General features: G+C 70.6%; 7 protein-coding genes and 1 pseudogene. 7 read left to right on the top strand and 1 reads right to left on the bottom strand.

Features of this window, described 5'->3' with window-relative positions:
- From VF665_RS25480 to VF665_RS25450, 7 genes are all read left to right on the top strand, one after another.
- Positions 1 to 1,103 (top strand): serine hydrolase domain-containing protein (locus tag VF665_RS25480; protein ID WP_331056315.1); only part of this gene is annotated, 1,103 nt, incomplete at its 5' end.
- 413 nt (positions 1,104 to 1,516) lie between these two features.
- Positions 1,517 to 1,939: a peptide-methionine (R)-S-oxide reductase MsrB gene (gene msrB, locus VF665_RS25475; protein WP_331056314.1), complete on the top strand. Its 423-nt coding sequence runs from the start codon at positions 1,517 to 1,519 to the stop codon at positions 1,937 to 1,939.
- 32 nt (positions 1,940 to 1,971) lie between these two features.
- A complete protein-coding gene (locus tag VF665_RS25470) occupies positions 1,972 to 3,282 on the top strand; it encodes a hypothetical protein (protein WP_331056313.1) in 1,311 nt (436 codons plus the stop codon).
- 90 nt (positions 3,283 to 3,372) lie between these two features.
- A complete protein-coding gene (locus tag VF665_RS25465) occupies positions 3,373 to 3,828 on the top strand; it encodes an SET domain-containing protein (RefSeq protein ID WP_331056312.1) in 456 nt (151 codons plus the stop codon).
- 101 nt (positions 3,829 to 3,929) lie between these two features.
- Positions 3,930 to 4,811: a hypothetical protein gene (locus VF665_RS25460; protein WP_331056311.1), complete on the top strand. Its 882-nt coding sequence runs from the start codon at positions 3,930 to 3,932 to the stop codon at positions 4,809 to 4,811.
- The gene (locus VF665_RS25455) at positions 4,808 to 5,023 is read left to right on the top strand and encodes a hypothetical protein (protein WP_331056310.1); all 216 of its coding nucleotides are present in this window, start codon (positions 4,808 to 4,810) and stop codon (positions 5,021 to 5,023) included. The genes VF665_RS25460 and VF665_RS25455 overlap by 4 nt, the downstream gene beginning before the upstream one ends.
- Positions 5,024 to 5,032: 9 nt before the next feature.
- Positions 5,033 to 5,620, top strand: a complete 588-nt coding sequence (locus VF665_RS25450) for a hypothetical protein (RefSeq protein ID WP_331056309.1) — start codon at positions 5,033 to 5,035, stop codon at positions 5,618 to 5,620.
- Positions 5,621 to 5,738: 118 nt separating this feature from the next.
- Here VF665_RS25450 and VF665_RS25445 read toward each other — a convergent pair.
- Positions 5,739 to 6,210, bottom strand: a pseudogene (locus tag VF665_RS25445) (TonB-dependent receptor); the annotation flags it as partial.

Genomic DNA, 6,210 nt, shown 5'->3' with positions numbered 1-6,210 from the left:
ACCCTATGCAGGGCCCCGGGGCGCGCCCGGCGCTGCCGGAGGGCAAGGTAGACGAGGCGGCGGCCGTCGCCGCGGTCGCGGCCCACGTGGGCGCGGCGGCGCAGGCGGACCGGTTCAGCGGCGTGGTGCTGCTGGCGCGCGACGGGCGCATCGTCCATCACCAAGCGTACGGCATGGCGGACCGGGACGCGGGGCGGGCCAACACGCTGGACACGCGCATCGGCACGGGCTCGGTGCCCAAGATGATCACCGGCGTGGCCGTGGCCCAGCTGGTGGAGCAGGGCAAGCTGAAGTTCACCGACACGCTGGGCGCGGTGCTGCCGGACTATCCGAACGAGGACGCGCGGCGCCACGTGACCATCCACCACCTGCTGACGCACACGGCGGGCGTCCGCGACCCGTTCCAGGCGCCGGGGTACGTGCGCGGCGCGCGGTACGCCACGCCGCGGGAGTGGATGGCGCTCTTTGCGGACCAGCCGCTGGAGTTTCGCCCCGGCGAGCGGATGGAGTACAGCAACGGCGGATACGCGGTGCTGGCGGCCGTGGTGGAGCGGGTGAGCGGGCAGCCCTTCGGCGAGTACGTGCGGGACCACATCTTTCGCCCCGCGGGGATGGCGGCCGCGAACATGGACGCGTATCGCCGGCTGCCCTGGGCGCGCGGCTACTCGCGGCCCCCGGAGATGGACCCCATGGGGCTGGAGCCGCGGCGCAGCAACGAGTGGATGGTGGGCAGCCAGGGCCCGTCCACGGACCTGAGCGGCTTTGGCGGGATTGCGATGACGGCGGAGGACCTGTTCCGCTTCACCGGCGCGCTGCGCGGGCACCGGCTGCTGGGCGCGGCAATGACGGACACGGTGATGGCCGGAAAGGTGGCGATGGGGCCGGGAGCGCCGGTGCAGTACGGTTACGGCTTCTACGTGGCGCGCTTTCCGGAAGATGAGCACGCGACCATCGGCCACAGCGGCGGCGGCGGCGCGTCGGGGATCGGCGCGGACGTGGAGATGGTAGGGCCGTGGACGCTGGTGGTGCTGGGCAACTACGACCTGGAGCAGGACATCCGCCCCATGATGGGCCCGCTGCTGGGCTTCCTGTCGCGGCAGTAGACGCCAGCCACCAGCGGCGGTGAGGCGCCTCGTCAGGATGACAAGTTTTTGTGCGGCAATGACTTGGGTGCATAAACACCTGTCATCCTGAGCGGAGCGCTTCGCCGAACCATCCGCCGCTCCGAACTGTGGCGCGGAGTCGAAGGATCTACTTGCCGCCGAGCCAGGGTCGCGACACGCACGCCCGTTCTCACCGGCGCAGCAGATCCTTCGTCGGCGCCAGAATCGGTAATGCGGCAGGTGCCTCCGGCGCCTCCTCATCATGGCAGCTTGGCGGTCCGCAAGCGGTTGCAGCGCAGTACTTTGTCCGAGGCACTATCCAGACGCCGGGGCGGGCCGCCATTTTGCGGGTCCGCCCCGGCGCGCGGTTCATCTCCGGAGCGCAGTGTTTTTCCAGCAACCCCATGAGGCGTATGGCGGACCGACTGCTGTTGAGCGACGACGAGTGGAAGAAGCGGCTCTCGCCCGAGGAGTACCGCGTGCTGCGCCAGCACGGCACGGAATCCCCCGGCGTGGGCTGCTTTCTGGGCACCAAGGACCCCGGCACCTACGTGTGCGCGGCGTGCGGCAACCCGCTGTTCAAATCCGGCGAAAAGTTCGAGTCGGGCACCGGCTGGCCCTCGTTCACCAGCCCGCTGACCCCGGACGCCGTGAGCGAGCACCACGACCGATCGTACGGCATGGTGCGCACCGAGGTCCGCTGCGCGCGCTGCGACGGCCACCTGGGCCACGTCTTTCCCGACGGCCCGCCACCCACCGGGCTTCGCTACTGCATCAATTCCGTCAGCATGAAGCACGTGCCGGAGGGAGCCCCCATCTCCCTGGTCACCGCGTAAAGGCCGGGGATGGGCATGAGGCGCAAACGTTCGTGAAGAACCGCAGGCTGGTTTCCATCGATCTGGGCAGCGCGTACACCAAGGTCGCCATCCGCAGGGACTGGAACGGCGCGTCGGACCTGCTTCGCGACCTGCCGCTCGCCGGCGACGAGGTGGACTTCTGCGTCCCCTCCGTCGTGGCGCGCACGGACGGGCCGGGCGGCGCGCGGTGGACCATCGGGGCCGCGGCGGCCGCGCTGACGCCGGGGGATGGTGTCCACATTTTCCGCTACTGGAAGGCCCGGCTGTTCGCGACGGACTCGCCGGTGACGCGCGACCAGATGGGGCAGGGGACGGAGTCGGAGGACTGGGACCGCGTGGCCACGGAATTCTTTCGCGGACTGCGGGAGAGCCTGCAGGGTTCGCGGTACGGGGACGACATCGCCTCGAGCGCCGTCCGCGTCTGCGTTCCCAGGATGGAGATGGGCGACGCGGACGGGCGGATCGCGGGGATCCTGGACGCGGCCGGCTGGCGCCCGGCGCGCGGCCGCGTGACCGTCTACGAGCCGGAAAGCAACGCCTGCGGCATGTTCACGCGCGGGCGCAACGCGACCTGGTATCCGCCCGCCGCGAGCTTTGCGCCGCGCGAAGGCCGCTCGCTGCACCTGATGAAGATGCTGGAGCCGGAGGGGTTTCTGCAGGCGCTGCGGCGCATGGCCGGCAGCTTCGGCGTGCTGGTGATCGACATCGGCGGGTTCACCACGGACTTCGGCTACGTGCAGTTCGACACCAGCTTCAGCAGCAACGACTGGCACCGCCCCACCATCGTGCAGCAGTCGTACGAGCTGGGGATCCGCGAGCTGGACCAGGCGATCTATGACAGTGTGGATGAGGACGCGCAGCGCGCGATCCGCGCGCTTTCGCCCGGCGAGTGGGACGCACTGAAGGTGGACCTGTACCGCGGCGCGCCGGTGACGCTGCAGGGAGCGGACGGGAGGCTGCTGCGGATCGGGGCGGGGGAGGACGCGGGGCGCACCACGGCGGCGCTGCGCAAATTCGCGGAGCGGGTGATCGCCGTGCGCGACACCTTTCTGCGCGACCACGTCCGCGGCCCCATCAACGCGCAGACGCTCACCGGCGGCGGGTCCATGATCGCGCCGCTGCACCGGGCCGTGGTGCAGGCGCTGGCCACGGACGAGGAGGCCCGCGTGTACGATCTGCTGGACGAGAACGAGCCCCGGCAGACGCTCGCGGCGCGCGGCGGACGCGTGCGCGAGGAGGAGGTGGAGGCGCGGGCGCGGCGCAACCAGGAGCTGGTGCGCGGAGGGAGCGCCATCGGCGGGAGCAGCGTCTTCTTCGAATGACGCGGGCGGGCGGGGCTGTTCCACCGCGGGACGGGCGGAACCCTCCCGCCGCGGCGCGCGGGGTGCTAGAATCGCCGGATGAGGAGACCCGTGCTTCCCGTCCGGCGCTTTCTTTCCGCGCGCCGCTCCGGCATCCATGGCCGCGGCGTGTACGCCCGCGCGCCCATTCCCGCCGACACGCGCATCGTGGAGTACCGCGGCGAGCGCATCACGAACGCCGAGGCCGAGCGCCGCTATCCGGACGACCCGGACACCATCCACCACACCTTTCTGTTTGCGGTGGATGACGACACCATGATCGACGCGGCGTACGGGGGAAACCTGGCGCGGTGGATCAACCACTCCTGCGATCCCAATTGCGAGGTGGTGGAGGAGGACGGGCGGCTGTTCATCGAAAGCATCCGCGACATCGAGGCGGGCGAGGAACTGGCGTACGACTACAACTACATTCTCCCCGAGCGCCACACGGCGAAGATGAAGCGCCGCTTTCCCTGCCACTGCGGCGCCCCCTCCTGCCGCGGCACCATCCTGGGCAATAAGCGCTGACGGCCGTCGCCGCCGAGAGCGTCGGCAGCCGCCAGGAGTCTGGCCAGATACGCACGCACCGGTGGCCGCGCCCGCAATCCCCGTCCTCGCCACGCCCGCCCATGATCTTTCCTCCGGGCCCGCTGTTCAGCCAGACGCAGAAGCACATGCAGAAACGCGCGGCCTTTGCACTGATCGTGATCTCCCTTCTGGCGGGTTCGGCAAGGGTTGATGCACAGCACGGCGCCCTGCCGCAGGCGGCGGTCCCACCGTCGCCGCGGGAGCGGATGGAGGCATTCCACGCGGTGCTCAGGAGCGAGGGCGGCCCGCTCCCCGAGTCGTTCTTTCCATCCCGGGGCGATTGGACCTGGGTGGAGACGGTGCACGACGCGTCCGGAACGCGGGTGAGCGTGTGGCGCTTTCCGGCATTGGAAACGGAAGCGGCCATGCTGGGGTGCGGACCGGTGCGCAGGTCCTTTCTGTACAATCCCCAGAGGCAGCCCCTGGGATCGCTGACCACGTGGGCGCTCCGCCATCCGCGGCCCTGGCTGCTGGCGGGGCCCAACCGGTTTGCGCCCGGCGGGCTGTGGCCGGACGGACCCAACGGCGAACCCGTCGCGCCCGCGGCGTTCGTGGAGTGGCGGCTGGAGGACGGCCAGTGGGTGATCTCGTCCTTTGGCGACGAGCGGTTTCCCGCGCCGCAGCCGCCTGATTCCGTGTACGCGCAGGTTCTCCGTGCGCCCGCGGGGCCCGCGCCCGCGGAACCGGCCTACGCGGAACCGGAGCCGTGGTACGTGGGCGGCAGGCACCTCACCTACCGTCGCATCCTTTACGAGCCGCAGGGCCTGCCGGCCGCCGCGGCGGATCCGCTGGAGGCCATCGGCTGGGTGGGCCAGGTGAGGGTGTACTCGACGGCGGACGTGCCCACACCGAACTGGCTGTACGTCGGGGTCAGCTCAGGACTGTACCAGGCATACCAACGCTACACGGACGGATGCCTGTGAAGACGGTGGTTCTGCTCGCGTTCGTGGCGGTCGCGGCCGCCATTGCGCCCCGTGCGTGCGGCGCGCAGGGGCATGCGGAGAGCACACGTTCCGCGGCGCGGCAGATGCGCATTTTTCTGGAAAGTTTGCAGGGCGACGGCGACGAGCATCCCACCGCCTACTTGCCCGCCGAGGGCGACTGGACGTGGGTGCACACGGTTCACCATCCGTAGGGCGACGAGGTGCGCGTGTGGCGCTTCCGCGGGCCGGAGACGGCGGCGGCCCTCGCGGGGTGCGGCCCGCTGCGGCGGTCGTTCCTGTTCAATCCCGAAGGGATGCCCCTCGGATCGCTGACCAGCTCCGCGTTCGAGTACCGGGAACCGTGGCGGGCCGTGGGCGCCAACCGCTTCGTGCCGCGGCGGTCCGCGCGCTCCGCCGCGTTCGTGGAGTGGCGCCGCGAGCGGGGCCGCTGGGTGGTGGCCGCGTTCGGCGACGAATCGTACGCCGTGCCGCGGCTGGTGGGGGCCGAATTGTCGGACGTCATGCGCCAGCCGCCCCCGGCCGAGCCTCCGGAGCCCGTCTACGCCACGGGCCAGACGTGGTTCGAGCACAACGAGCCATTCAGGTTCAACGGACACCTGTACGTGAAGTTCGGCATGCCCCGTCCGCGCGAATCCGGCCTTCTGGAACCGGTGGGCTGGCGCGGGCGGATGCGGGTGTGCAAGGAGGCAGGCGCGGCGGTGCCCGTGGTCCTCTACGTCCCGGTCGGCCCGGGGATCTATCAGAGCTTCCAGGGCAACACCGTGGACCAGTGCGATTCTCCCGTCTGACGCGCGCGCGGTGAACCGTCTTGAACAGGAGGCACGGAGGACATCATCTCCTCCGTGCCTCTGTCCGTTTTTGCCTGGATGAAGGACGGGGGTGTGGACGCCCGTACTCCGGATACGATTACAGCTCCAGCCGCACACCGGCGTTGATGACGCGGCCCTCCAGCGGCGCCCAGACGTCCGTCGTCCAGCGGCCCTCGGGGGAGCGGGCGGGGAGCACCAGCGGGTCCCAGCGCGTCTGCCGCACGTCCAGCAGGTTCTCCAGGTTGATGAACGCCCGCGCCGGCCCGAACCGCCGCTCGCCCAGCAGCCCCACGACCAGGTACGGCCGGCTGGTGTCGCGATACGGGTTCCTTTCCAGTGCCTGGCGGCCGGTGTAGTAGAACTCCACCCCCAGCCGCCCCTCGCCCTCCGCCTCCCACATCCCCACGAGCCCCAACGCGTGCCGCGGCGTGAGCGGCACCTCGCGGCGGGCGGCGGTCTCCACGTCTTCTTCGCGCGAGCGCAGCCACGTGTGCGTGGCCGTGACGTGAAACGGTTCGCGGTGCCACCGCGCCAGCAGTTCCGTCCCCCAGGTGCGAGTGGGACCGTCC

This window comes from Longimicrobium sp., from assembly GCF_036387355.1.
In the GTDB taxonomy this organism is placed as follows: domain Bacteria; phylum Gemmatimonadota; class Gemmatimonadetes; order Longimicrobiales; family Longimicrobiaceae; genus Longimicrobium.
The sequence above is the reverse complement of the archived record's forward strand: the minus strand, read 5'-3'. Positions and strand labels throughout refer to the sequence as shown.